Annotated in this window: 20 protein-coding genes; 10 read left to right on the top strand and 10 right to left on the bottom strand. The window is 71.6% G+C overall.

What is annotated here, in order from left to right; all coding sequences use genetic code 11:
• Nucleotides 1–87 precede the first annotated feature (87 nt).
• Entirely contained in the window at nucleotides 88–2,487 is a 2,400-nt protein-coding gene (locus tag AB0G04_RS25835) for a glycoside hydrolase family 3 C-terminal domain-containing protein (RefSeq protein WP_360987523.1), read from the top strand.
• Nucleotides 2,462–3,154 (top strand): SDR family oxidoreductase, encoded by a 693-nt coding sequence (locus AB0G04_RS25830; protein WP_360987522.1) that lies wholly within the window; start codon nucleotides 2,462–2,464, stop codon nucleotides 3,152–3,154. Before AB0G04_RS25835 ends, AB0G04_RS25830 begins: the two co-directional genes overlap by 26 nt.
• Nucleotides 3,155–3,173: 19 nt before the next feature.
• Here AB0G04_RS25830 and AB0G04_RS25825 read toward each other — a convergent pair whose 3' ends face one another.
• A complete protein-coding gene (locus tag AB0G04_RS25825; RefSeq protein WP_360987520.1) occupies nucleotides 3,174–4,025 on the bottom strand; it encodes a hypothetical protein in 852 nt (283 codons plus the stop codon).
• Nucleotides 4,026–4,211: 186 nt separating this feature from the next.
• Here AB0G04_RS25825 and AB0G04_RS25820 point away from each other — a divergent pair, with 186 nt between their 5' ends.
• Genes AB0G04_RS25820 through AB0G04_RS25810 form a run of 3 tightly spaced genes read left to right on the top strand, consistent with a single transcriptional unit; the run spans nucleotide 4,212 to nucleotide 6,842 of the window.
• Nucleotides 4,212–5,402, top strand: a complete 1,191-nt coding sequence (locus AB0G04_RS25820) for a helix-turn-helix transcriptional regulator (RefSeq protein ID WP_360987518.1) — start codon at nucleotides 4,212–4,214, stop codon at nucleotides 5,400–5,402.
• Between the two features lie 44 nt (nucleotides 5,403–5,446).
• Nucleotides 5,447–5,863: an ATP-binding protein gene (locus tag AB0G04_RS25815; protein ID WP_360987516.1), complete on the top strand. Its 417-nt coding sequence runs from the start codon at nucleotides 5,447–5,449 to the stop codon at nucleotides 5,861–5,863.
• Nucleotides 5,864–5,873: 10 nt separating this feature from the next.
• A complete protein-coding gene (locus tag AB0G04_RS25810; RefSeq protein WP_360987514.1) occupies nucleotides 5,874–6,842 on the top strand; it encodes an aldo/keto reductase in 969 nt (322 codons plus the stop codon).
• Between the two features lie 3 nt (nucleotides 6,843–6,845).
• Here AB0G04_RS25810 and AB0G04_RS25805 read toward each other — a convergent pair whose 3' ends face one another.
• The 5 genes from AB0G04_RS25805 to AB0G04_RS25785 form a co-directional block, all read right to left on the bottom strand.
• On the bottom strand, nucleotides 6,846–7,886 hold the full coding sequence (locus AB0G04_RS25805) for a serine/threonine protein phosphatase (protein ID WP_360987512.1): 1,041 nt from the start codon (nucleotides 7,884–7,886) through the stop codon (nucleotides 6,846–6,848).
• Nucleotides 7,887–7,993: 107 nt separating this feature from the next.
• Nucleotides 7,994–9,217 (bottom strand): macro domain-containing protein, encoded by a 1,224-nt coding sequence (locus AB0G04_RS25800; protein ID WP_360987510.1) that lies wholly within the window; start codon nucleotides 9,215–9,217, stop codon nucleotides 7,994–7,996.
• A 104-nt stretch (nucleotides 9,218–9,321) separates the two neighbouring features.
• Entirely contained in the window at nucleotides 9,322–9,837 is a 516-nt protein-coding gene (locus AB0G04_RS25795) for a peptidase M23 (protein WP_360987508.1), read from the bottom strand.
• Between the two features lie 123 nt (nucleotides 9,838–9,960).
• Nucleotides 9,961–11,574, bottom strand: a complete 1,614-nt coding sequence (locus tag AB0G04_RS25790) for a methyl-accepting chemotaxis protein (protein WP_360987506.1) — start codon at nucleotides 11,572–11,574, stop codon at nucleotides 9,961–9,963.
• Between the two features lie 114 nt (nucleotides 11,575–11,688).
• A complete protein-coding gene (locus AB0G04_RS25785; RefSeq protein ID WP_360987504.1) occupies nucleotides 11,689–12,126 on the bottom strand; it encodes an ankyrin repeat domain-containing protein in 438 nt (145 codons plus the stop codon).
• 218 nt (nucleotides 12,127–12,344) lie between these two features.
• Between AB0G04_RS25785 and AB0G04_RS25780 the strand changes: the two genes are divergently transcribed.
• From AB0G04_RS25780 to AB0G04_RS25765, 4 genes are all read left to right on the top strand, one after another.
• Nucleotides 12,345–15,074, top strand: coding sequence for an AAA family ATPase (locus AB0G04_RS25780; protein ID WP_360987502.1), 2,730 nt, complete (start codon nucleotides 12,345–12,347; stop codon nucleotides 15,072–15,074).
• 68 nt (nucleotides 15,075–15,142) lie between these two features.
• Nucleotides 15,143–15,976, top strand: coding sequence for an alpha/beta hydrolase (locus AB0G04_RS25775; protein ID WP_360987501.1), 834 nt, complete (start codon nucleotides 15,143–15,145; stop codon nucleotides 15,974–15,976).
• Nucleotides 15,973–16,761: an alpha/beta hydrolase gene (locus AB0G04_RS25770; RefSeq protein ID WP_360987499.1), complete on the top strand. Its 789-nt coding sequence runs from the start codon at nucleotides 15,973–15,975 to the stop codon at nucleotides 16,759–16,761. Before AB0G04_RS25775 ends, AB0G04_RS25770 begins: the two co-directional genes overlap by 4 nt.
• Nucleotides 16,758–17,558 carry an MBL fold metallo-hydrolase gene (locus AB0G04_RS25765; protein ID WP_360987497.1) on the top strand — a complete coding sequence of 267 codons (801 nt, stop codon included), beginning with the start codon at nucleotides 16,758–16,760 and terminating at the stop codon, nucleotides 17,556–17,558. Before AB0G04_RS25770 ends, AB0G04_RS25765 begins: the two co-directional genes overlap by 4 nt.
• Nucleotides 17,559–17,779: 221 nt before the next feature.
• On the opposite strand, the gene AB0G04_RS25760 is transcribed toward AB0G04_RS25765, so the two are convergent.
• On the bottom strand, nucleotides 17,780–18,571 hold the full coding sequence (locus AB0G04_RS25760; RefSeq protein ID WP_360987495.1) for a sterol desaturase family protein: 792 nt from the start codon (nucleotides 18,569–18,571) through the stop codon (nucleotides 17,780–17,782).
• Nucleotides 18,572–18,765: 194 nt separating this feature from the next.
• Between AB0G04_RS25760 and AB0G04_RS25755 the strand changes: the two genes are divergently transcribed.
• Nucleotides 18,766–20,082, top strand: a complete 1,317-nt coding sequence (locus AB0G04_RS25755) for an ATP-binding protein (RefSeq protein WP_360987493.1) — start codon at nucleotides 18,766–18,768, stop codon at nucleotides 20,080–20,082.
• Nucleotides 20,083–20,134: 52 nt separating this feature from the next.
• Here AB0G04_RS25755 and AB0G04_RS25750 read toward each other — a convergent pair whose 3' ends face one another.
• The 3 genes from AB0G04_RS25750 to AB0G04_RS25740 all read right to left on the bottom strand — a co-directional run bounded on the left by AB0G04_RS25750 (nucleotide 20,135) and on the right by AB0G04_RS25740 (nucleotide 24,038).
• The gene (locus AB0G04_RS25750; RefSeq protein WP_360987491.1) at nucleotides 20,135–21,481 is read right to left on the bottom strand and encodes a vanadium-dependent haloperoxidase; all 1,347 of its coding nucleotides are present in this window, start codon (nucleotides 21,479–21,481) and stop codon (nucleotides 20,135–20,137) included.
• Between the two features lie 158 nt (nucleotides 21,482–21,639).
• Nucleotides 21,640–22,992 carry a hypothetical protein gene (locus AB0G04_RS25745; RefSeq protein ID WP_360987489.1) on the bottom strand — a complete coding sequence of 451 codons (1,353 nt, stop codon included), beginning with the start codon at nucleotides 22,990–22,992 and terminating at the stop codon, nucleotides 21,640–21,642.
• Nucleotides 22,989–24,038 carry an NAD-dependent epimerase/dehydratase family protein gene (locus tag AB0G04_RS25740; protein WP_360987487.1) on the bottom strand — a complete coding sequence of 350 codons (1,050 nt, stop codon included), beginning with the start codon at nucleotides 24,036–24,038 and terminating at the stop codon, nucleotides 22,989–22,991. The genes AB0G04_RS25745 and AB0G04_RS25740 overlap by 4 nt, the downstream gene beginning before the upstream one ends.
• Between the last annotated feature and the right edge of the window lie 116 nt (nucleotides 24,039–24,154).

Genomic DNA, 24,154 nt, shown 5'->3' with positions numbered 1-24,154 from the left:
CGGCCATGTGAGCTGCCTACCGGCGCCGCTATCGGGTGGTGAGCGCCCACCCGCGCGTACCGGTGGGTGATGGTTCATTGTTGATCTGTGCCGGACACCTCGCTCAGCATCGCCGACAAGGTCGCCCTCGGGTCCGGGGCGTCGTTCTGGACGACCCGGGAGATTCCCGCCCTCGGGCTGCCGTCGATCCTGATGACCGACGGGCCGCACGGTCTGCGCGGCCAGGGCGAGGGTGGCGACCACCTGGGGCTCAACGCGAGCAGCACGGCGACCTGCTTCCCGACGGCCAGTGCGCTGGCCTGCTCCTGGGACGTCGGCCTGGCCGCCGAGGTGGGGACCGCGATCGGGCTCGAGGCCGTCGACCAGGGCGTCAACGTGGTCCTCGGGCCGGGCGTCAACATGAAACGCAACCCGCTCTGCGGCCGCAACTTCGAGTATTTCAGCGAGGACCCGTACCTGGCCGGAAAGCTCGCCGCCGCCTGGATCCGCGGCCTTCAAGCGACCGGGACCGGCGCATCGCTGAAGCATTTCGCCCTCAACAACCAAGAGCTGAAACGCATGACCACCGATGTACGGGTGGACGAGCGCGCCCTCCACGAGTACTACCTGCCGGCGTTCGAGATCGCGGTGCGGGAGAGCGACCCGGCGACGGTGATGTGCGCCTACAACCGGGTGGAGGGTGTCTACTGCAGCGACAACTATCGCCTGCTCACCGGCATCCTGCGGGAGAGCTGGGGTTTCCGCGGCGCGGTGATCACCGACTGGGGTGCGATGAATGACCGGGCCGCCGCCTATCGGGCCGGCACGGACTTGGAGATGCCGGGCAACGGCGGAGCCTCCGACGCCGAGGTGCACCGTGCCCTGCTGGCGGGCCGTCTCGACGAGAGAACCGTCGACGAGTCCGTCGACCGCCTCGTCGCGCTGGTCCGGCGGACCACCGGGCGCCGCACCGGCGTACCGGCGGATCTCTACGAGCGGCATCACGATCTCGCCCGGAAGGCCGCCGTCGCGAGTGCGGTACTGCTCAAGAACGACGCCGGCCTGCTCCCGCTGGAACCGGGCGGGCGGGTGGCGCTGATCGGTGCGCTCGCCGGCACCGCCCGCTACCAGGGTTCGGGTTCGTCACGGGTCAATCCCACGCGGGTGGTGAGCCTGCGCGACGGTGTGCGGGAATACGCCGAGGCCGCCTATGCACCCGGCTACCGCCTCACCGAGGAACCGGATCAGGAGCTGATCGACGAGGCGGTGGCACTGGCCGGTACGGCGGACCGGGTGATCGTCTGCGTGGGGCTGACCGAGATCGCCGAGAGCGAGGGCTTCGACCGCGAGCATCTGCGTGTCCCGGCCAACCAGATCGCGCTGCTCGAGGCGCTGGCACCCTGGTCGCGGCGGGTGGCACTGGTCGTGGTGGGCGGCAGCGCCGTCGAGATGCCGTGGGCGGACGGCGCCGCGGGGGTCCTGCACCTGCACCTGGCCGGTCAGGCCGGCGGGGCGGCCGCCGCCGACCTGCTGTTCGGTGCGGCGAACCCGTCGGGCAAGCTCGCCGAGAGCTACCCCGTCTCGTACGACGACGTGGTCAGCGCCGGGTACTACGGCGTGCACCCGGAACAGACGCCCTACCTGGAGAGCATGTACTGCGGCTACCGGTACTTCGACTCGGCGGACCGGCCGGTGCGCCACCCCTTCGGGCACGGGCTGTCGTACACCACCTTCGCCTACTCGGATCTGCGGATCACCCGGCGCGGCGAGCACGAACGCGACGTGGCGTTCACGGTCACGAACACCGGCGACCGGGACGGCGCCGAGATCGCGCAGCTGTACGTCGCGGCCCGTACCGGCGGCGTCCACCGTCCCGCGCAGGAGCTGAGGGCGTTCGCGAAGGTCGTGCTGGCGGCGGGGGAGTCCGCCGAGGTCACGCTCACTGTCGGCCGGCGCGGCTTCGCGGTGTACGACCCGGACCGTACCGACTGGGTCGTTGAGGAGGGTGACCACGAGATCCGGATCGGGGCGAGCTCGCGGGACATCCGGCTGCGCGAGGTCGTCCGGCTGCCCGGTGTCCCGGCTCGCCCGGACGGGGCCGCCAGCTGGTACCACACCCTCGACGGTTTTCCGACATTCGACGACTTCAGGACCGTCCACGAGCCGTTCCCGCAGGTGGAGGCAGCCCGCAAGGGCGCCTTTGACGAGTACAGCTCGCTGCACGACATGCGGCGGTCCGGCCTGATCATGCGCCTCGTCTACCGCGCCGTCGAGCAGGCCGTCGCCAGGCGGGCCGGCCGCAAGGTCGACTACGACGATGTCGCCTTCAAGATGATGATGCTCGGCGCGGCCGGCCTGCCGATGCGGGCGATGGTCCGGATGAGCGAGGGCGCGATCAGCCCTCAGCTGGCGCGGTTCTTCATCGACAGCGCGAACGGGCGACCGCTGCGCGGACTCCGCACCCTGCTGACGGATACGCTGCGTGGCCGGACTCATCGAACTTTCTGAACGGTTCGCGCCGGGTGCCCTCGCCACTTACCCGGCGGACGTACGCGACGCGCCGGCCGTTCGCGACGCCGTCGAATCTGCCGTGGACCGCTTCGGCCGGCTCGACGGCCTGGTCGTCAACGCCGGATCCGGCACCACAGGCACTGCGCTGACCACGCCGTACGACCGGTGTGCCGATCAGTTCGAGATGAAGGTCGGGGCTGCCCTGAACACGGTGAACGCCGCTGTCGCCGCGCTCAGCCGATCCGATGCAGCCCGCATCGTGATCGTCAACGGTCTCACCGCGCGAGCGCCGGAACCGTCGATGGCCGCGGTCGGCGCCAGCTGGGCGGCCCTGCCCAACCTGTCGAGATCCCTCGCGGTGAAGCTGTCTGCCTCCGGCATCCTGGTCAACGCGGTCAACATCGGCGCCATCCGCACCGGACGGCAGGTGGCCCGGCATGCCGCGAGCGCTCCGGAGGAGCCGTACGACCGGTGGTGCGCCGACGAGGCGAGGCGGCGCGGTGTCCTGCTGGGCCGGCTCGGCGAACCGGCCGAGGTGGCGCCGGTGGTGGCGTTGTTGCTGTCCCCACTCGCCTCCTACGTGACCGGCACCTCCATCGACGTGGCCGGCGGGAGCGGCGGCTACCTGTGGCCCGGTTCGGTGCATGCGTCCGCGGTTCGCTGAAGGTATGACCGGCTGACGATCAGCAGAGCGGATCCTGGTCGGCGAGCATCCGGAAGAGCCGTTCGCTGATGTCGGGCGGCAACCGCGGGACGAGGCCGTCCGGTGACACCACGGCACAGCCGCCGTTGAATTCGACGGCCTGCCGGGACCTCTCCCGCAGCCACCAGACCACATCGGACCAGACGCGGTCCCCCGGACGAGCCGGGAACGCTGCCAGTACCGCCTCGACCCGCTGATCGAACCTGTCCAGCAGGGTCTGATCGGGCGCTCCCCGGAAGGTCTGCGCCCGCAGGTCGGCGTGCTGGAAGACGTTGCCTACCAGATCGGCGCCGGTGAAGTCGTTACCGGTGAAGGCGTTGCGGTCCCGGCCCAGCACCGTCCGGTACCCGTCGGTGGTGCCGCCGAAGACGCAGTTCTGGACCCGGCCGCGGAACGTGCAGTCCACGAACTGTGCCGGCCCGCCGAACCGCCATCCACGCTGACCGGCATGGTCGAACACACAGCGTTCGAACCGGGCGTTGCCGAAGTGGGCGGAGGCGGGGATCTTCGTAAGGACGAAGATGCAGTCCCGGTAGACGGTCTCGGGCCAGCTCTTCTCGTCCCATCGGGTGCCGCCGTAGCCGGTGGCGCCGAACAGGACATGGGGGAGCCAGGTCCGGGAGAAATCACAGCCTTCGAACAGCGTGTCGTGAGCCAGGAACCTGGTGAAGCGGATCCGGGAGAAGTCGACGTCGCGCAGCCGGGCCCCGACGATGCTCACGTCCGGATTGTCGTCGGGCACGGTGAACCGGCCTCCGGTCTGCTCGCCCCGGACCAGCCAGTAGCGGCGTGCACCCATCCGCGCCGCCTCGAACGTCAGTGTTGCGCTCACGCCTCGGCACCCCGTACCCGATTCTGCCGCCCTTGATCGAACCTGGCGAGGCCCGCGGGCCGTACTTCTCGCCTCGTCCCGTCGAGGGTTTCGGTCCGCGGGACGGCTGGCGGGCTTGACGGACTCGCAGTCCGTTTCGCCGCGGGGCGGTCACTGTTCCACTGGTCGTGATGATCGGGGACGTCGATGAGCGGTGACCATGTGGGGGTACGGCTGCGGCGCTGGCGGTTGCGTCGTGGGCTCACCCAGCGGGTACTGGCCGAACTCGCCGGGTTCAGTCAGGGCTACATCGCGCAGATCGAGAACGGTTCGGCGCCGCTGGACCGGCGTGCCGCGCGGGAGGCGCTGGCGGGTGCGCTGCAGATCTCGGTCGGTGAACTGACCGGACGGCTCGACGAGGAGCCGGCGCCTGCGCTGGTGAGCGCGGCAGCGATGACCGAGCTGCGGTCGGGGATCATCGCGCTGGCCGTCCCGGCCGTCACCGGTGGCGTCGAGGCCGATGAGCGGGATGCCGGTGTGGACACCGCCGTGCTCGACGGGTTCTTCGTGGGATGCCGGTACGACCTGCTCGTGCCGGCGCTGGCCCGGACACTGACGGCACTCGCCTCGCCGCCGCGGGACCTGACGGCCGACGCGAGGCGGCTGCATCAGCGCCGGATCGTGGAGGTCTGCTCAACCACGGTGGCGACCTGTGTGCAACTCGGGCACCCGGACCTGACGCTGGTGATGGCGGGGGAGGCGATGCGGACCGCGGAGGAGCTGGCCGAGCCGGCACATCTCGGCCTGGCCAACTACGCCCGGATCCGGGCGGTGTACGCGACGACCGGCGCGGCCCGGGTCGCCGATGAGGGCATCGATCGCCTGTCGCCGTACGTCGGGATCGATCCCGCCGCCGCCAGCACATACGGCATGCACCACCTGATCAGTGCCGAGATGGCGGCGCAGGCCGGGCGCGCGCCGGCGGCGACGGCGCATCTGGCGGAGGCCGAGGCGGTAGCCGCGCACACCGGTGAACGGCCGTACGACTGGTTCAGTTTCGGGCCGACGAACGTGATGATGTGGCGTCTCGCGATCCTGGTGGCGCTGGGGGACGGGCAGGCCGCGCGGACCATGACGGCCGGGTTCCGCCCGGAGGCGCTGCCGTCACCGCAACGTCAGGCCACCTATTTCATCGATCTGTCGCGTGCCCTGCTGCAGGGCCGCGGGCAGGAGGAGGAGGCGGCCGCCGCGCTGTATCGCGCGGAGACGATCGCGCCGCAGCAGGTGTCGGCCTCGCCGGGCGCGCGGGAGGCGCTGCGGATACTGCTCTCGCGGCCCCGGTTCGGCCGGGACAGCCGGTTACGGGGGCTCGCCGCACGGGCCGGGATCCGTGATTAGTCGCGGTAATCCTCCGCGCCGCCGGGCCGCTTACCGTCGTGACCATGAAGCAGTTGAAGGAGCAGCCGCACCTCACGGTGGTGCTGGCGCCGGAGCCGGAGGCCACCAGCCTGGCCGGCACCCTCGTCGCGGACGCGTGCTGGGCCTGGCACCTGGTGCGGCTGCTGCACCCGGCCCGCCGGGTGATGTCCGAACTGGTGCTGAACGCGGTCGAGCACGCCCGGACAGGCCTGGTGGTGACGGTGACCCGGCGCGACGACGGCCTGCGGCTGGCGGTGGCCGACGGCGATCCGCGCCTGCCGCGCTTGCGGGTGCCGGGCCCGGTGGACGGTGGCGCGCCGTTCGACGTGCGCGGTCATGGGCTGTGGGCGGTACAGGACGTGGCGGCGGCGTGGGGCGCCGAGCCGACCGCGACCGGCAAGGTGGTCTGGGCAGAACTGGTAATCCTACCTAGCGTGTAGGGTATGCGGCATGAGCCCGACCTACGACGACGTCCCGTTCCGCCGCGCCGGGAAGTCCGGCCTCGACCTGCCCGCTTTCTCCTTCGGGCTGTGGCAGAAGTTCGGCACCGACCACCCGTTCCAGAGCCGGCGTGAGATCGTGCTGCACGCGTTCGACCTGGGCATCGTCCACTTCGACAACGCCGACCGGTACGGGCCTCCGCACCGCGCCGCACAGCAGTTCTTCGGCCGGGTGCTGCAACGGGACCTCGCGCCCTACCGCGACGAGCTGATCCTGTCGACGAAGGCCGGCAACCCGATCGGCCGCAGCCCGTACCAGCGTGGGGGTTCCCGCAAGTCGCTGCTCGCCTCGCTGAACCACAGCCTGCGCGACCTCGGCACCGACTACGTCGACATCTTCTACCACCACCGGCAGGACGACAGCACACCACTCGAGGAGACGGTCGGTGCCCTGGTCAGCGCGGTGCAACAGGGCAAGGCGCTGTACGTCGGCATCTCCAACTACGAGACCGGGCGCGCCCACGAGGCAGCCGAGCTGCTGCGCGGGACCGGGGTGCCGCTGCTCGTCCACCAGCCCCGCTACTCGATCTTCGACCGGAGCCCGGAGCTGACCGGGCTGCTCGCACAGGCCGACGCGGACGGCTTCGGTCTGGTCGTCTACTCGCCGCTGGCCCAGGGGCTGCTGACCGACAAGTACCTGGACGGCATCCCGGCCGGCGCCCGCGCCGTCGACAGTGCCTTCCTCAAGCCGGACGCCATCGACGACGCCTACCGGCAGCGGGCCACCGCGCTCAACAAGATCGCCTCCGAGCGCGGCCAGTCCCTGGCCCAGCTGGCGTTGCAGTGGGTGCTGCGGCGGCCCGAGGTCACCTCGGCGCTGATCGGCGCCAGCTCCACCGAGCAGCTCGACCACAACGTACGGGCGCTCGACTTCCCCGCCCTCACGGCCGAGGAGCTGGCGCTGATCGACGAGATCTGACCTTCAGGCACGAAGGGCCTTCGCCAGTTCACCGGCGGGAAAAGGCGTCCGTTTGCTCGTGCTCCAGAGCTCCTCGACGAACCGGCCCATCACCGCCGAGACCGGCGCGTTCGCGGCGATGACGTCGACGGCCGACGCCGGAAGCCCGGTGCCGGCCAGGTTATCGGCGTGCTCACGGAGGAAGGCGTGCGTCCGCGGCCACGGGACGCCGGCCAGGTTGCTGACCAGCCACTGGCTGAAATGGCCGGCCGTCTGCCCGTGGTCGTAGTCGCGGTGGCCGCGGGCGAAGTCGCGTCCGGCGTCGTCGAGGTCGAAACCGGAGTGCAGCGCCAGGCCGAAGTCGGCGAAGTAGATCCGGCGGCCGTCGGTCAGCAGGTTGCGGAAGTGCGCGTCGAAGTGGGTGAGACCTTGCGAGCGCATGAAATCCACGCCGTCGCGCAGATGGGTCCGCACGAAGCCGAACGCCTCGTCGGCGATCGCGCCACCGGCGGCGACCCGGTCGGTCAGCCACGCGTCGACGGTCTGCGCAACGTGTTCCATGAACACGACGACGGCGGCCGACGCACCGCTGATCGCCTCGAGACGGCCCCGGACCGCCGCGTCGCCGTCCCAGTGCGCCACCCAGCGGTCCATCTCGGCAGGGTCCATCGGCACCGGCCGGTACGGCACCACGCGCCAGTGGTACACCAGCGGGAACGCGTCGTACAGCCCGTCCAGCACCCACCGGGTGGTCATGTCGTGCACGGCGATCTCCCGCCACGCCCCGAAGCCGGCCGACCCGATGCCGTACTGGTAGAACATCGGCAGGCCGAACAGGTTCGCCGTCGACCCGGCGTGCTGCCGTTCCAGGTCGCTCAGCGGCACGAACTTGACGAACATCGGTACGCCGCCGACGGTGGCCGTCGCGACGGCCCCACCGAAGCCGGGCGCGGGTGGCGCGTCAAGCAACGCCGCCAGCCCACCGTCGTCGAGCGCCGCCAGTCGCTGCGACAGGGCGTGATGGCGGTCTCGGCGTCCGGGCAGGTCTGGTTCGTCCACAAGCACCGGACCACCCTGCCAGAAGGACCGGCGGTGCGCGACGATGGCCCGGTGGCTCCCTACAGCCCCGGGCTGACCATCGTCGGTGACGGCTTCGCCGGCGGCGGTGACGATCAGGCCGCCCGCGAGCCCGGGTGGTTGCCGAGAGCCAGCGTGAGGGCTTCCCGTTCGGCGTCGGTGAACGCCAGGAAGTAGATGCCGCGCAGCAGGGTGCCGGGGGTCGCCTCCAGGTGCTCCGCGGCGGCCGCGACCAGTTCGGTGGCGGTCGGCGTCACCTGTGCCCCGGCCACGCCGTTGCCCAGCATCGGGAACAGGATCGTGCGGATCGCGTCGTCCTCGGCGGCGAGGCGTTCCGCGTGGGCCAGGGCGTTGCCGACACAGGCACCGACGCGCCGGATCTGCTGGAAGCCGGCGCCGGGCTCGCCGTGCACGGCGGCGACGTGGATGATCCGCCGGACCGCGTGGCTGGCGGCCAGCGCGCCGGAGCCGGTGACGAACGCGGCGCCGGGCGCGACCGGGCGGCGGGTCCCCACGGCCCGGGCCAGTTCGCCGGCGATGACGTCCTCGACGACGTGGCCGCCCCCGTCACGATGGGCACCGTTGTACCGGATGATGCCGGAGACGGAGAACTCCGTGAACCGGGCCATCTCCATGTCGGTGTTCTCGCTGTTGACCCAGATGTCGATGTCGTGGACCTGGAGGATGCGTCCCGGCCGGATGCCGAGCACGCACGCGGGCCGGTCGGCCATGACGAACGTCGTCGCTCGCCCGGCCGGCCGGGCGGAATCGGGGTGATCGCTCGCCGTCCAGAGCCATGCCTTGCGGGCGAACTCCTTGGTCCGCACGTCGATCGGCCGGAACTCGTCCGGTCGCAGGCCGGTGCGGCGCTCGGCCACCACGTACGAGTACAGCTGGTCGGAGACGAGGACGACCAGGTCGGCGCCGGGACTGCCGGTGAGCGCGTCACGCAACGCCTCGCTGTCCACCATGCGCCCGGCCTCGACGATCGCGTCGCCGGAGAATCCGATCGCCGCGGGCCCCAGCGGCCCGATGACGACGGCCATCCGCAGCCGCATCCGATCACGGTAGCGCCGGTTGTCGTCGGCCACCGTCTCCGACGCCGAGCGCAACAGCCGGGTCAGCGCCCAGGGCACGTCGATCTCGCTGGGCAGGAAGACGACCATGCCGTCGCCGGTGCCGTGGTGGTGTGTCTGCTCGAGCCGCAGGCCGAGGTCGCGCAGCACCTCCTCGACGAAGGTGGTGACCCGCAGTTGCAGGTCGACCTTCTCTCGGGCGGATCGCCGGCTGTAACCGGCGACGTCGATGACGAATCCCATGCGGACTGAGGCGGGGAATGACCCGGGAGACCCCATGGGGTCCAATGTATGTCAGTGTCCGGGACCGTCCACCCCCTGCGGGCGCGGGCCGGTCACCGTTCGGGTCAGGCGCAGGGAGCCGGGGCGGTCAGGGCGTCGACCAGGCTGGTGGCGGCGGGCGTGTGCTTCTCGTACGCCTCCGGGAAGGCCGAGATCTGCACGGCCTGCGCCGCCTCGGTGAGCCGCATCCCCTGCCATCCGTCGACCCTGAGCAGTTTGTCGTAGAACTTGCGCGTCTGGTACGCCGGGTCGGACAGCTGCTTGGGCGTGCCCCAGCCCTGGCTGGGCCGCTGCTGGAACAGGCCGATCGAGTCCCGGTCGCCGCCGCGCAGGTTACGCAGACTGGACTCCTGCAGGGCGGTCGCGACCGCGATCACCACCCCCTCGCCGGGTATCTGCCGTTCGGCGCCGATCGTGACGATGAGCCGCGCGTTGGCGACCTGCTCGTTGCTCCAGCCCTTCAGCACCGGTGCGGAGGTGGCCGGTGCCGGGGACGCGGTGCAGCCCGCGTCGGCGCGGACCAGAGGGCTGATCAGAAAAGCGAAGAGCACAGCGAGGGCTGTCACGAATAGCGCGCGCACGACGAGCGGTACACCTTCCGGCCGGGGATCATGGCGAAGGGTACCGGTCGATCGACGGACACAGTAGACCGGAACGGATCGGGAGTTTCCCGGGCCGGGCCGGAAGCCGGCCCGGCCCGTCGATCACAGTTTGAACGCGGCCACCAGGTCGCGCAGCTCCGAGCTGGTGCGCGACAGTGACTCGGCGTTCGACTGCGCCCGCGTCGCGACCGTGGCAGTGGCACCCACCGCCGTCGCCACCCCGGTGATGTTCGCGGCGATCGCCGCGCTGCTGTCGGCCACCTCGGTCACGTTGCGGCCCATCTCGCTGGTCGTCGCGGTCTGTTCCTCCACGGCCGCGGCGATCAGAGTCTGGAAGTCGCTGATCCGGGCCACCACGCCGCCGATCTCGCTGATCGCGTCGACCGCCTCCGAGGTGTCCGCCTGAATGGTCGTGACGAGCCGGGCGATCTCGTCGGTTGCCCGTGCCGTCTCCTGTGACAACTCCTTGACCTCACCGGCCACCACCGCGAAGCCCTTGCCCAGTTCACCGGCACGTGCCGACTCGATGGTCGCGTTCAGCGCGAGGAGGTTCGTCTGCTCGGCGATCTTGGTGATCAAACTGACCGCGTTGCCGATCGCGGTGGAGGAGTCGCCCAGCTTGCCGATCGTCTGGTTGGTCTGGTCCACCACGCCGACCGCCTCACCCGCCACCCGCGCCGCTTCACCCGCGTTGCGGGCGATCTCGTCGATGGCCTGCGTCATCTCGCTGCTGCCGGCCTGCAGGGTCTGCACGTTGCCGGAGACGTGGCCGGCCGCCGACGCGACCGCGGCCGCCTGCGTGTTCATCTCCGAACTGGCGCCGGCTATCTCGGTGGAGACGGCCGACAGCTGCAGCGAGGCCGCCGACAGGTCACCGGCGTGCCCGGCGATCGCCGACAGGGTCTCCCGCAGCGACTCCGCCGTCCGGTTGACGGCGTCGCCGAGCCGGCCCATCTCGTCGCGCCGGCTGAGCTCCACCCGTACCGTCAAGTCCCGGTCGGCAAGTCGTTTCAGCGCCTGCACGACGGTGTTCAGCGGGCCGATCACCGAACGCGTCACCCAGGTGCTCATCAGTGCCGCCAGGACCACGGCCAGCGCGAGCGCGATCCCGAGCATGGTCAGCGCCGTGTCGTGAACCCGGTGCACCTCCGCTCGCAACGTCTCGGCCCGCTTGTTGACCGACTCGTCCAGCGCGGCGGTGATGTCGAGCACCTTGCCGTACGCCGCCGAGGCCTCACCGCCGTTGATGCTCCTCATCGCCTTGGCCCGCGCCGCTGTCGTGTCCTCGGACAGCCACCGCATCACGGTGGCGTCCCAGGCGAAGAAGTCGTCCCAGGCCGGCCTCAGTTCGGCGAACCGGGCCCGCTCGTCGGAAGTCATGTCCGCGGTGTGCGCGGCCTTGATCCCGGCGTCGACCGCGTCCTTCGCCTTCAGCTCGCCCTGCCTGTTGTAGCCGTCCGGCCCGGTGGCGAAGGCGTAACCGAACGCCCCCGCGTCGGCGACCACCAGCCCCTGCCAGCCGGTCACGTCGGCCGCGTTGTACTTGGCCGCCTGGATGTCGTCGCGAACCCGTTCCAGCGCCGCCATGTCCCGTTCGGCGGCAGCCTGCTGCCGCAGCCCCCACCAGCCGGTGGCCGCCGACGTGACGATCAGGGTCGTCAGCACCAGATAGGAAGCTCCGAGACGCCGGCCCACGCCCATGTCACCGATACTCATGTGTTCCCCCGCTCAGGCCGATACCGATCCTCAGATCGCCGGTAAGGTTTCCTGCCTGAGCCAGTACGGCCGGTTCCGTGCGTGATTCAGGCCACGCCGGCCGGGCAGCGGGGTCTATGTGCCGTCGCCGGAGCGGGGCGGCCGGGTCGTCACCGCCGACATCAGTGCGGCGGTCGTACGGTGACCGCCGGCCTCCGCCCAGTCCAGGGCCGTCCGCCCGTGCCCGCCGTCCTCACGCAGCAGCGGGTCGGCGCCGGCGGCCAGGAGCTCGCGGACCGCGTCGTCGTGACCCCAGCAGGCGGCGCCGCACAGCGGCAGGCCGTCCTCGCCGGTGCCGCTCTCCCGATTCGGGTCGGCCCCGGCCGCCACCAGTGCGCGCACGTTCGCGGACCGGCCCTGGACAGCGGCCCGGTACAGCGGCGTGGTCCCGTCGCGGCCGGGCAGGTCCGGGTCGGCTCCGGCCCGCAGCAACTCGCCGACCCGCCGGGCGGTGCCGAACCCCGCGACGCTCACCAGCAGGCGTTGCAGCTTCTTACGTCGTCGCCGTTTCATCCGGCCGGCTCATCGGCCAGGCGCGGTCCGCCGGTGCCCCCCGACGTGATCTCCATACCGCACCTCCCGCTCGATCGCCGGCCACGCTACCAACCCGGTGGACGGCGTGCGGATCGAATTCCCGTGCCGTCCGGCGTGGGAGGGTCTTGTTCCTTCGACGGCCGATGCGTAGACAGAGATGCGAGGCGCCGGAATTCGGGCAGGGGTCAGGAGGTTCGGTGGCGGGGACGACCCTTCCACGTCCGCTCATCGGGCGGGCACCGGAGCAGGCGATCATCAGCGCCCTGCTGGATCGCGCGAGTGAGGGCGGCGCCGCCCTCGTCATCCGCGGTACGCCAGGGGTCGGCAAATCGGCGTTGCTGGAGTGGGCCTCCGCGACGGCCGGCGACAAGTTCCGGGTACTGCGGGCGGTCGGCTCGGTCACCGAGTTCGGTCTGCCATACGCGGCGTTGCATCAGATGATGCGCCCGATGCTGGGACACCGTAACCGGCTGACACCGAAATACCGCCTGGCCCTGGAGGTCGCGTTCGGACGCGCCACGGGTACGTCCCCCGACCTCTACACGGTGGCCATGGCGGCGCTCGAACTGCTGGCGGAGATGGCCACCGACCGGCCGGTCCTGATGCTGGCCGACGACGCGCAGTGGATGGACCCGGCCAGCCAGCAGGCCCTGGCATTCCTTGCGCGGCGGGTCGCCGCCGACCGGATCGTGCTGCTCGCCACCCACCGGGACACTGAGCCGGGCCTGTTGCTGGACGCGGCCATCGATTCGGTGGAGATCGCCCCGCTGGACGCCGGTCCGGCGGCGGCGCTGCTCGACGGCGTGGCCGGTGGACTGGACCCGGGCCTTCGGTCCCAACTGCTCGCCGCGGCCTGTGGCAACCCGCTGGCCCTGCTGGAGCTGCCGCGCGCGGTGGGCGCCTACTGGGGCGTCAACGGTGACCGGCTGCCGCTGACCGCGCGGCTGGAGAACTCCTTCCTGGCCCGCATGGGCGAGTTCGACGCCTCGAGCACGACGGTGCTCGAGGTGGCGGCGCTCAGTGACGCCGACAACGCAGCGGAGATCGTCGCGGCCGCCGAGCTGCTGTCGCCGCGCGACAGCCGGCCGTCGCTGGATCCGGCTGTGTCCGCCGGGCTGATCGTGGTCGACGGCGGGTCGGTCCGGTTCCGGCACCCGCTCATCCGGTCGGCGATCCTGCAGCGGCTCGGCCCGGACCGCCGGCGTGCCTGTCATGCCGCGCTGGCCCGGGTGATGGTGGACCGGCCGGAACGGTCGGTGTGGCACCGGGCCGGGGCGGCACTGTGGCCGGACGCCGCGCTTGCCGCGGACCTCGAACGGCATGCCGGGCAGATGATCGGGCGCGGGGCGCCGGCGAACGCGGTGCCGGCGCTGGAACGGGCCGCACAGCTGTCGGCCGGGCGCGGCGACAAGGAGGCGCGTACCTGCCGGGGCGCCGCGCTCGCGTACACCGTGGGGCAGTTCGATACCGGCGAACGGCTTCGCCGTCATCATCGGGACCTCGTCGAGTCGGAGCACGACGGACTGCGGCACGAGTGGCTCAACGAGCTCGCCGACGGCGACCGCGGTGGGGAGCAGCGCATCCACACGCTGCTCGGGTTCGCCGAACGGGCCACCGCGATCGGCGACGGCACGCTGGCGACCGACTTCCTGCGGTCGGCGGCTCTGCGCTGCTGGAACCTGTCGCCCGGCCGTCCGGTCGGCAAGCGGGTGATCGCCGTGGCCGACCGCCTGGCCGTCGCGGACCCGGTGACCCGGGCGCAGCTGCTTGCCTACGGTTCGCCGTTCGACAGCGACGAGACGATCCGTGCGCTGATCGCCGGGATTCCGCCGGCCGGCCGGGACGCGGCCACCACCTACCGTCTTGCGCACGCGGCGGCGTGCGCCGGTGCGTCGGACGTGTCGGAGGGTTTGCTCATCGAGGCGGCCGACCGGATCCGCTCCGAGGGACACCTGCACACCCTGGGCCGCACCCTGTCACTGCTCGCCTGGGCGGCGATGCGGCGCGGCTCCTGGTCGCACGCCGTGGCCGCGGCCGAAGAGAGCGCTCGGCTGTGCGCCGAGACCCGGCAGCCGTTCTGGGAGGCGGCGTCGCTGGTCGCCCACGCCATGGTGGCCGCGTTCCGGGGAGACTTCGCACACGCCGAGGATCTGGTGGCCGCCGCCGACCGGTTGAATCCCCGCCGTTTCGCCACGATCGAAGCGGTGGGACTGCTGGCCCGGGCAGCCGTCGCGTCCGGACAGGGCCGCTACGAACTGGCGTTCGCCTCCCTCGCGCAACTGCACGACCCGGCCGGCAGCGCCTACCATCCGGCGCACGCGCTGTGGTCACTGGCGAGCATGGCCGAGGCCGCGGTCGCCTGCGGGGAGGTGGACACCGCCCGCTCACTGATCGGCCAGCTTCCCACCGAGGTACGGGAGACGACCTCACCGACCGGCCGGATGAACCTCGGATTCGCGCGAGCCGTGCTCACCGGGGACGACGACTCCTTCGCCGCCGCGCTGTCAGCGGACATGACGATGTGGCCGTACGAGCGTTATCGGCTGGTCTTCTCCTATGGAGTGTCGCTGCGTCGCCGGCGGCGTGTCCGCGAGTCCCGTGACCTGCTGCGGCAGGCCCGCGACGGGCTGGACGGCCTCGGCGCCCGTCCGCTCGCCGAACGTGCCCGGGCCGAGCTGCGGGCGGCGGGGGAGCGCAGCGACGCCGCGACCACCGACGTGTGGGAGACACTGTCGCCACAGGAGATCCAGATCGCGTCGATGGTGGCGCAGGGCATGACGAATCGCGACATCGCCAAGAGTCTCTTCCTCTCGCACCGCACGGTCGGCAGCCATCTGTACCGGATGTTCCCGAAGCTCGGCATCGCCTCGCGCTCGGATCTGCAGCGACTGGCCGCCGGGCACGGCCTCGGAAACGCAGTCATCTGACTGACGCGAGGAGCGCTCCCGCCGCCGTAGCTTCGGAGTCGTTCCCCACATCGAAAGGAACGGCTCTCATGCCCTTCGTCACCACTGCCGACGGCACCGACATCTTCTACAAGGACTGGGGCAGCGGCCGTCCGGTCGTGCTGTCTCACGGCTGGCCGCTGAACTCCGACAGCTGGGAGGCCCAGCAACTGTTCCTCGCGGACAACGGTTACCGGGCGATCGCCCACGACCGGCGCGGGCACGGCCGGTCGACCCAGTCGTGGACCGGCAACGAGATGGACACGTACGCCGATGACCTGGCCGCGTTGCTCGAGCATCTGGATCTGCGCGAGGTGACGCTGGTGGGGTTCTCCACCGGTGGTGGGGAGATCACCCGCTACATCGGCCGGCACGGTACGTCCCGGGTCGCGCAGGCGGTGCTGGTGTCGGCGGTGCCGCCGTTGATGGTGCGGCGCGACGACAATCCGGACGGGGTGCCGGTCGAGGTGTTCGACGGCATCCGCGCCGGGTCGGCCGCGGACCGGTCGCAGCTGTACAAGGATCTGGCCGACGGCCCGTTCTTCGGCAACAACCGTCCCGGCGCCGACGTGTCGCAGGGCATCCGGGACGCGTTCTGGCTGCAGAGCATGGCCGCCGGGCACCGTAACGCCTACGAGAGCATTGCGGCGTTCTCAGCCACCGACTTCCGTGACGACCTCGCCAGGTTCGACGTTCCGACGCTGGTGATCCACGGTGACGACGACCAGGTCGTGCCGTTCGAGGTCGGCGGCAAGGCCTCGGCCGCGCTGGTCAAGGACGCGCAGCTGATCGTGTACCCGGGAGCGCCGCACGGCATCACCGACACCCACAAGGACCGGCTCGGCAACGACCTGCTCGCCTTCCTGAAGGGATACCACGCATGAGGCCGATCGTTCTGGTCCACGGATTCTGGGTCACCCCGCGCAGCTGGGAGAACTGGATCGCCCACTACGAGGCCAAGGGCCACCGGGTCGTCGCGCCGGGCTATCCCGGTTTCGAGGTCGAGGTCGAGGAGCTGAACGCCAACCCGGACATCATCACCGCAGTGACCGTCCCGGCCATCATCGACAAGCTGGAGGCGGAGATCCGGGCGCTGCCGGAGGCGCCGATCATCATCGGTCACTCCGCCGGCGGCGCGTTCACCCAGATCCTGCTCGACCACGGCTACGGCGCGGCCGGTGTCGCGATGAACTCCGCACCCACCGAAGGTGTCAAGGTCGTACCGCTGTCGCAGGTCAAGTCGACGTTCCCGGTGCTGAGGTCGCCGGGCAACCGGCACAGGTCGGTGGGTCTGACGCTTGAGGAATGGAAGTACGCCTTCACCAACACGTTCACCGACGAGGAGTCCGAGGCGCTCTACAAGCGGTACCACATCCCCGCCAACGGCGGCATCCTGTGGGGCAGCGTGCTCGCCAACTTCCAGCCCGGCCACCAGGACACGTGGGTCGACTACCACAACGACAAGCGGGCACCGCTTCTGTTCGTCTCCGGCAGCGAGGACCACATCATGCCCCCGTCCGTGCAGCGCTCCAACGCCAAGCACTACAAATCGAACACCATCACCGAACACATCGAGTACGACGGATACGCCCACCTGCTGCCCGCCCAGAAGGGCTGGGAGGAGATCGCCGACACCGTTCTCGACTGGGCCCTGCGCCACGCCCGGTGAGCGGCACGCCCACGGTCCGGGTCACCCACATCGGTGGCCCGACCACTCTGATCGAGGTCGGCGGCTGGCGACTGCTGACCGACCCCACCTTCGACCCGCCCGGACGGCGGTACGACTTCGGGTGGGGCACCTCGTCGACCAAGGTGACGGGCCCGTCGGTGACGCCGGCAAACCTCGGTGAGATCGACGCCGTCCTGCTCACCCATGACCACCACGGTGACAACCTCGACGACCTGGGCCGGGCCGTGCTGCCGGGCGCCCGCACGGTACTCACCACCGAGTCCGGTGCCCGCCGGCTCGGCGGCAACGCGCGAGGGCTCGCACCATGGGCCACCACCGTCCTCGGCGCCGAGGGCCGGCCCACGATCGAGGTCACCGCGACGCCGTGCCGGCACGGCCCGCCGTTGAGCGGACCGATCGTCGGCGACGTGATCGGGTTCGCGCTGCGGTGGGACGGCCAGCACCACGGCCAACTGTGGATCTCCGGCGACACGGTCCTGTACCCGGGAATGCACGAGGTGGCAGCCCGCCTTCGCATCGGCACGGCGGTGCTGCACCTCGGTGGCGTGCGGTTCCCGGTCACTGGACCGCTGCGGTACACCATGACGGCCCGTGACGCCGTCGAACTGTGCCAGGCGATCCGGCCGCACACGGTCATCCCGGTGCACTACGAGGGGTGGCGGCACTTCCGGCAGAACCGGGCCGCGGCCGAACGCGAGTTCGCCACCGCTGCCGACGACCACCGCCGCAGCGTCCGGTGGCTGGAACCCGGCGTCAGTACCGAGATTCCGGCCTGACCGTGAGGACGGGCCCGCCGGGACAGCCGGTTCCGGCGGGCGCCGTTCCGGCCCGCCGCAGCGTGCTCTCGGCGTAGCGGACCAAGCGCTCGCGCTCTTCCACGCCGGTCGCGGCGCCGGCCTGCGGCAGCTGTCAGGCGCGTACGCCGGCCTGGCGGTCGCCTCCAGTCAGGCATCGATGCCGTGATCGAGTCCCTCAATCCTCCGGCCGGCGCGGAGGATCAGGGTGGAGCCATGCCGGACACTGCCTGCACGCGGTACGGCTCGGGCGCGGCGGCCGTACGCCGGGCGTCGTATCCGGGTTCCAGGGTCCGGAACAGCCGGTCCCACACGGTGGTGTAGAAGCCCAGGTTGTACCGCGGGTCGACGTGATGCCCGACGTGCATGGCGGGCGTGGCGACCCATCGGAAGACCACGTTGCGGCGTACGGCCGGCGGCAGCGGTTCCACGCCGAGGTGGCCCAGGATGCCGAAGACGAGGTTGAGCACCGCATAGGCGCCCAGCGACCAGATCGTGAACGGGTGGACTGCCAGCACCACGAGCCACATCGCCCCGAAGCCGATCGCCTCCAGCGGGTGCAGGGCGAACAGGGTGAGCGGGCGGGCGTCGGCGAAGACGTGGTGCAGCCGGTGCACCCACGGGAACAGCAGCCGCAGATGCACCGTCGCGTGCCCGGCGTACATCAGGATGTCCATCTCCATGATCAGAACGGCGAGTTCGGCCAGGGCGCCGAACCCGAAGTCGACGCGCAGCGTGATGATCCCGGCCTTCCACAGCCACCACCCGGCGACGGTGACGACGGTGTTGAGCAGCGTCGTGCTGACGACCAGGGCCAGTTCCGTGCGGCTCACCGGTCCCGGATCCGGAGTGAGCCGCCGCGCGCCGGGCAGCCGCAGCGCCGCGTGGCCGAGGAGAGCACCCAGACCGACCAGCGCGATGTTCTCCACCAGCGCGAGAAACGCGAACCACCCCGGAGGCAGCGCCCGCAGCGTCTCCAGCATCCCGGTCATCATCGAAGAACCTTAGATCGACGGGGCCACCGTACGGACGGCGTCCACTGTTGACGTTCGGCACATTGATCCACGTCAACCGCGGACGATACGGTGACCGGGTCTGCGTCCCCGCAGGCCCGGGGGCCACGGTGGTTCACCGGGAGCGGGGCCGTGGGCGGCGATGCGACCGGTGAATCCATACGGGGGGTGGACCGGTGCTATCAGCACCTGATGTGGCGTGCGCGGACAGCGTCGCCGGTTTCGTGGCATGCCTGCGTGAACTCAAGCTGCATGCCGGCAATCCGTCGTTCGAGGAGCTGCGGCGCCGTTGCGGCGTGCCGAGCAGCACCCTGGCGGACGCGCTCCAGCCGGGCCGGGACCGGCCGCCCCGGCTGGACGTCGTGCAGCGGTTCGTCGCCGCGTGCGGCGTCGCGCCGGACGGGTGGCCGGCCTGGGAGGCGGCGTGGCGGGCGGTCAGTGTGCCGGTCGCGGCCCGGCCGGCGTCGGTCCCGCACCAGCTGCCCGGCTGGCCGGACCGTCTGGCCGGCCGTCACGGTGAGCTGCGGCAACTCGATGATCTGCGCCGGCTGGCCCGGCGGCGGGCCCGGCGCGGGATGCTGGCGCTGCTCGTCGGCCCGGCCGGGGTCGGCAAGACCGCGCTGGCGTTGAACTGGGCACATGCCCGCAGCGGGGACCATCCGGACGGGCAGCTGTACCTCGACCTGCTCGGGTCGGCGGCACGCCCGCCGGTCGCGCCGACCGACGCGCTGCGGCAGCTGCTCGTCGCTCTCGGCACCCGTCCCGGCGAGGTGCCCGAGAGCCTCAGTGCGCGGGCCGCGCTGTACCGCTCGCAGACCTACCGGCGCCGGTTGCTCGTGGTGCTCGACAATGCCCGCGACGCGCAGCAGGTCCGCCTGTTGCTGCCCGGTGGCCCCGGCTGCACGACCCTCGTCACCAGCCGCAACCGGCTGTCCGCGCTGGTCGCGGTGGAGGGCGGCACCCGGCTGAGCCTGGCGCCGCTGCCCGCCGATGACGCGGCCGCCCTCGTCGCCATGGTGCTGGCGCCGGGGCGGGCCGACGCCGAACCGGACGCGGTGCGCGAACTGGTCCGGCTGTGCGGGGCTCTGCCGCTGGCGCTGCGGATCGCCTCGGCGAACCTTGCCGACCGTCCGCAGTGGTCGATCGCCGGGTATGTCGGGCGCCTTGCCGCCGGCAACCGGCTGGCGCAGCTGGCGCTGGCCGGCGACGAGGCGACGGCGGTCGCGTCCGCGTTCCGCCTGTCGTACGCGGCCCTGTCCGGGCCGGCCCGGCGCGTGTTCCGCGGTCTGGCCACGATGCCGCAGCCGGACTTCACCGTCGAGGATCTGGTCGCGGCCACCGGCCGGCCGGTGGCGGAGACGGAACGTCAGGTGGAGGTTCTCGCCGCCGCGCATCTCGTCGAGCCGATCGGACCCGGGCGGTACACCGTGCACGACCTGCTGCGTCTGTACGCGGCCAGTCTCAGCCGGGCGGCGCCCCGCCGGGTGGCCTGAACGGCACCTGCCCGGGGCGCCGGATGCGGCCCCGGGCAGGTGGATCGTCAGATCAGCCGATGCAGGGGTCGAAGCACTTGTAACCGGTGAGCTTGCCGGCGGCGAGCGTGCCTGCCTTCGTTCCCGCCGTCAGACCGTCGCCGGAGTCGAAGCGGAAGTGCACGCCCAGCCAGACGCGGCTGTCCGCGTTCTCCTGCGCGGCCTGGCTGATGCTGGTGAACGTACGGTTCCGCACCGGGGAGCTCGGGTCGTCGGTGTCACCGGTGAACGTGATGGCGTCGCCGAACTGCTTCTTGATCACCTCGGCCCAGGCGCCGGCCAGCGTCGCGTGCCCCGAGGTCCACGCCGGGAAACACGGCGTGGCGCCGAGCGGCTGCCAGCCCGCGTCGGGTTCGGTCGCCGTGTTGTTGTCCTCGCCGGCCCGCCGGATCGCGCTGATCGGGCGCCACAGGTCCACCGGGGTGTCGTACTTGTGGTTCCACGCGGAGATGGTGGCGTCGGCGACGGCGAACGACACCCGGGTGAACAGCTGCGACAGCTGCAGCGGGCTGGTGATTCTCGGCTGCGCGATCGCCCAGGTGTGCGACAGCAGCTGACCCGGCGGCTTGTAGGTGCCGTTGGCGTCGTTGGCCCAGTAGAACGCGGCGACCGTCTGGTCGGGGGTCCGGGTGGTCGAGTCCGACTTGCCCAGCGACTTCACATCGTTGAAGTTCTGCGTGTACACCGAACTGCTCAGCAGTGTGGAGTAGTTGGTGGCGCCGCCCGGCAGCGGGTTGCGGTTCTGGCTGCCCGACGTCATGACGAACGGGCGGACCCGGCCCCAGTGCGGGTCGACCGCCCTGGTGCAGGCGCCTTCGTTGAGCTGCCAGGCCCCGGCCTCGGTGCCGACCGTGTAGGCCTGCGAGGCGCTCGCACCGTCATTGACCCGGTTGGCGCGTACCGCCGCTACCACCTGACCGGCGAGAGCCGTCGCGTCGGCCTGTGCGGTGGTGCCGTGCCGGCCGGCGTAACGCTGGTTGATGTAGGCGCTCTGGGCCGGGAAGGCGTCGATGAGCACGTCCCGGGCGGCGATTCCGGCCGCCAGGTCGTCGTTGACCGTGGTGCTCGTGTCGGCCATCACGAACGCGTGGCGGAAGCCGGTACCGACATAGCTCTTGCGGCCCCAGTCGGCGGAGTTCAGCACGTCGAAGATCGCCCCGTGCATCATCGCGGCGCCCCGGGACAGCGGACCCGGTCCGCCACCCTGCTGCCGGAACACTTGGAGCGCGGTCTCGTTCCAGTACTGGACCGTCGCGCTGGACGCCGTCGTCGCCGCGGCCGCCGGCTGCTGCAGTGCCGTCACGGCGCCCGTGGTCGTCACCGCCATCGCCACCAGGGTGCCGGTAAGGCGCCCGATCATTCGACTCATCTACCCCCGCCTATCGCTTGGTGTGCGGGGTGAGCATCGCCCACCGATCGACGTCCGGCGATCGGCTCGGCTGGATCCGGCTGGACCCGGCCGGCGGTCCGGGTTTCAAGCGGGCGGCATCGTCACCGACACCCCGAGCCCGGGCGGTCCTACCAGTGCGTCAGGAGCAGATGGTTGACCGTCAGGGCGACCGCGGCCTGCGCCGCCAGCCACGTGCGGCGGTCGGCGGACGGGATCAGCGCGGCCCCGGACAGCAGCCACACGGTGAAGGGCAGCCAGATCCGTTCCACCTCCGCCTTGCTGTAGCCGGACAGGTCGGCGGCCAGGATCGCCGTCGCGACAGCCGCCACGAGCAGCCAGGTGGCGTTGGCGTTGCCGGCGAGCGACCGCGGGACGGCCGCGGCCCGCCGGGCGGCCGGCACCGCACGGCGGAGGATCACGGCCGCCGCGGGGCCGGCGGCGACGGCCACCAGTGCGAGGTCGGCCCAGACCCAGTAGCCGTACGCGCGGTCGGCGGCGATGCCCTGGTAATAGCGCTCGATGACCAGGCGGTAGCCGGTGAGCCAGAAGAAGCCGGCGGCCGTGAACGCGGCCACGACCGGTGCGGCACCGGCGAACGCCCAGCCCGCTGTCCGCCGGTGCCGGCCGGCCAGCACGACGACCATCACAGCGATCGGAGCCATCAGCACCAGCCCGTACGACAGGTAGCAGCCGAACGCGAGCAGCGCACCTCCGGCAGCCGCGCCGGCCGGGCGCCCCCTCACGACGCCGCAGGCGAGCAGAGCCGTCCCGGAGGCCGTCACACCGGCGAACAACCCGTCGGCTGACACCCCGGACCAGACCGCTCCGGGGAACAGCACCACGAACGGCAGCACGGCGCGGGCCGCGTCGTCGGTGCCGAGCAGCCTCACCGTCTGCGGCACGGCCACGGCCACGAGCGCCGCGGCGAGAACGCACAGCATCCCGGCCCAGCCGCCGCCGCCGAGACCGATTCGGTCCAGCCAGACGAACACCAGCACGGCGCCCGGCGGATGACCGGACACGTGGGTGGTCCACGAGTCCGGCTGGAAGTCCAGGATCCGTTCGGTGAAGCCGCTCAGCATCGCGGGGATGTCGGTGATGCCGGGAACCTCGTGCAGGTACTCGTGTGCGGTGGTCAGCCGGCTGGCCACGCCGCGTTGCCAGCCGTCGATCAGGGCCAGCGACAGCGTCCACGCCACGGCGCAGAGGTAGGACAGCGCGAGCAACGGGCGCCAGGCCAGCCGGCCCGCCAGGTCCGGGCCCCGCCACCAGACGAGGACCGCGGTCAGCAGCGCCAGCGGTGTGCCGGGGCCGACGTGCGGCAGCCAGTGGGCGAACAGCGGGGCCGTACTCGCGTGCACCGGGCGTCCCAGCAGGTGAAGCACGCCGCCGATGACGGCGGCCACCGCGAACAGGCCGGCCGCGGCTCCGGCGGCGATCAGGTCGGCTCGCGTGAGGCGGTGCCGCGACCGGACGCTCATCCGCGCAGCGGTGCGTAGGCGAACTCGGCGATTCCGTCGGCGAGATCCACGGTGGCCCGGAATCCGAGTTCGGTCCCGGCGCGCGACGGGGAGGCCACCACGTGGCGTACGTCGCCGAGCCGGAACTCGCCGGTGACGACCGGGGCCGGGCCGCCGGCGGCCCGCGCCAGCTCGGCGGCCATCTGCCCGACGGTGGCCGGGCGGCCGGAGGCGATGTTGTAGGCACGCCACCCGGTGTTCGTGCCGGTGGCGTCCAGTGCGGCGAGATTGGCCGCCGCGACGTCCCGCACGTGCACGAAGTCACGCCGCTGCCCACCGTCCTCGAAGACCCGTGGCGCCCGGCCGGCCTCGAGCGCCGACCGGAAGATCGCCGCGACCCCGCTGTACGGGGTGTCGCGTGGCATACCGGGGCCGTACACGTTGTGGTAGCGCAGCGCCACCACGCAACCGCCGGTCTGCCGGGCCCAGGCGGCGGTGAGGTGTTCCTGGGCGACCTTGGTGGCGGCGTACACGCTGCGCGGATCGAGCGGGGCGTCCTCGGCGATCAGCCCCGGGCGGACCTCGGTGCCGCAGACCGGGCAGGCCGGCTCGAACCGGCCGGCGGCCAGGTCGGCGACGATCCGCGGCGCCGCGCTCACCGCACCGTGCTCCGGGCAGGTGTAGGCACCCTCGCCGTAGACGACCATGGAGCTGGCGAGGACGAGCCGGTGAACGCCCGCGCGCGCCATCCCGGCGAGCAGCACCGCCGTACCGAGATCGTTGCAGCCGACATACTCCGGAAGGTCGTCCAGGTCGACGCCGAGCCCGACCATCGCCGCCTGATGGACCACCGCGTCCACATCGGCCAGCACATCGGCGACCGCGGGCCGGTCACGCAGGTCCAGCCGGATCACCGGGGCGCCCGCCACGGTGTCCGGCAACGGCCCGCGGTGGGCGCCGGGATGACCGGCGTCGACCACGGTGACGCGGTGACCGGCCTCCCGCAGGGTGGCCACGACATGGGTTCCGATGAAACCGGCACCGCCGGTGACGAGTACGTGAGTCACGGCGCCGACGCTAGAGCCGGAAACGGCCGGCGGACCCGGTCCGCGGCGTACCGTCAGAGGTTCGTAAGACTTCGTCATCGGCACGTAAGACCTTGCCCGCCGATCCTGACCTAGCG

The organism is Actinoplanes sp. NPDC023801 (genome assembly GCF_040639655.1).
In the GTDB taxonomy this organism is placed as follows: Bacteria; Actinomycetota; Actinomycetes; order Mycobacteriales; family Micromonosporaceae; genus Actinoplanes.
Note: the sequence above shows the minus strand (reverse complement) of the source record. Positions and strands in the feature narration are given on the sequence as shown.